Genomic DNA, 2,036 nt, shown 5'->3' on the forward strand with positions numbered 1-2,036 from the left:
TTAAAATAAATGATTTTCCAATCCGATTCGTTTAAAATAATGCATGTTTGATTTTATAACTTCATATGGAAAACTTATTAGCATTTAAAAACCAATATTTAAATATGGATGAGAGAAAACTGAAATATTATGAAAAGAAGTATGAACGAAATCCTGTTGAAGATGCAGTGAAATATCTCAGCAACAAATGGACACTGCATATATTGAGAGACTTGTTTTTAGGAAAAAGTCATTTCAATGAATTTCAAACCAATAGAAAAACACTGGATAACAAATCATTATCCAGATGCCTTAAAACAATGGAAACAAATGGTTTAATCTATAAGAAAATTGATGAGGAAGAGCCTAAGAATACAGAATATTTCCTAACAGAAAAAGGCAGGTCATTCAATAAGGTCTTTTATGAATTGCTGCTCTTTGCAATAGAAAACGATAAGGATAACGAACACTATTCAGAACATGCTAAAAATGAATTGAAGGAAATGTATAAGGAAATTTTACAGATCGAATAAAAAAATAGATTAAAAAGTTATGAAAAGTTATAAATAAATTATCAAAAAGGATTAATATATAATTTAATAAAAATAGGATTGGAAAGTTTTAATGAAAAACCATTTGATATTACAATAATAGCATGATGAATAATGGGGAGCGAATATGACACATAACGATAAAAGCAATATGACAATCATTGGAGGTACACGCGGTTTAGGCAAGTGGTTTGCGGAACACCTGAAAAATGACTTCAACATACGCATAACAAGCCGTGACGAAAGCTCTGGAAAACCAGTTGCAGAGGAAATAGGTGTTGAATACAGCAACAATAACATTGAAGCGATAAAGGATGCAGATATCATTGTCTTCAGCGTACCTATAGAGCATATGGTGGAAACCATAAGGGAAGTGGCTCCACATGCCCCTGAAGGGTCATTACTGATGGATGTGACAAGTGTAAAGACTGAACCAGCAGAAGCCTTAAAGAAATATGCTCCAGAAAATGCAGAGATATTGCCATGCCACCCCATGTTCGGTCCAAGAGTCCCTACCCTCAAAAGGCAAATCATCATATTGACCCCTATCGAAAACAGGTCCCCTAAGTGGTTGCCTCGTGTAAAGGACTATTTAGATAAAACCGATTGTGAAGTTGTAATCACAACACCGAATGAACATGACAAATATATGAGCATCGTCCAAGGATTAACTCACTTTTCATACATTAGCCTTGCTTCAACAATAAGGAAGCTAAATATCAATGTCAAGGAATCCAGAAACTTTTCAAGCCCTGTCTACACAATAATGCTGGATATGGTCAGTCGTGTGGTTTATCAAAATCCTTATCTTTACTATTCCATACAAAAAAATAACCTTGAAACATCAAATGCAAGGGAAGCGTTGATAAAGGAAAGCATATACCTATCAAATTTGATTGAGGGAGGAAAAGAGGACGACTTTGTCAAATCCATAGTTGAATCAGCAAAGCATTTGGATGATCATGAAGATGCTTTGGCTCGCTCAGACAAGGCAATAAGCATGTTAACCCAGAAATCAAATGTCTTGGCAAAATCCATAGGTAAGGAAGTTGGATTAAAGCACCAACACTCTGAAAACGTGCATATGGGAATTGTGAAGGAAGTCGGTTCAAAGAATGTAATACTGGAAACTGGGAACAATGATGAAATTTGCTTTAAGCTTTCTAATGTAGACATAATGTCTGAAAATGAGGTCTTTGAATGGAAAAAGGATAACCTACAACTGGAGAATTTTAATCTGTCAGTACTACTTCCTTCAAAATGTGATGAGAAATATTTGCTTGAGATGTTTAGGAATATTGAGCCTGTCATTGATGTAGAACTCATTGATGTTTATAATGGAGAACAAATTGACGATTCTCAAACAAGCTATACATTCCATTACACAGTATTCGAAAGGGAAGAAAAAGATTATGTTGAAGAATTCATTGAAGGAATTGGTGGAACCATTAGAAAATAATTTAACTTAATAAAATTGAAATGAAAATATTTAAGAAAAAATAGAAA

Annotated in this window: 2 protein-coding genes; both read left to right on the top strand. The window is 33.8% G+C overall.

Annotation, left to right across the window (positions count from 1 at the left end):
• Positions 1-104 precede the first annotated feature (104 nt).
• Entirely contained in the window at positions 105-512 is a 408-nt protein-coding gene (locus ACKI2P_RS03545; protein WP_407375073.1) for a winged helix-turn-helix transcriptional regulator, read from the top strand.
• Between the two features lie 145 nt (positions 513-657).
• Positions 658-1,989 carry a prephenate dehydrogenase gene (locus tag ACKI2P_RS03550; protein ID WP_407375075.1) on the top strand — a complete coding sequence of 444 codons (1,332 nt, stop codon included), beginning with the start codon at positions 658-660 and terminating at the stop codon, positions 1,987-1,989.
• The last annotated feature ends 47 nt before the right edge of the window (positions 1,990-2,036 follow it).

Origin of the sequence: Methanobrevibacter sp., assembly GCF_045541095.1 — an archaeon.
Lineage (GTDB): Archaea > Methanobacteriota > Methanobacteria > Methanobacteriales > Methanobacteriaceae > Methanocatella.

Excerpts from the sequence above, each read along its gene's own strand:
- ACKI2P_RS03545 (WP_407375073.1), top strand. The coding sequence starts at position 105 with ATGGATGAGAGAAAACTGAAATATTATGAAAAGAAGTATGAACGAAAT.
- ACKI2P_RS03550 (WP_407375075.1), top strand. The coding sequence starts at position 658 with ATGACACATAACGATAAAAGCAATATGACAATCATTGGAGGTACACGC.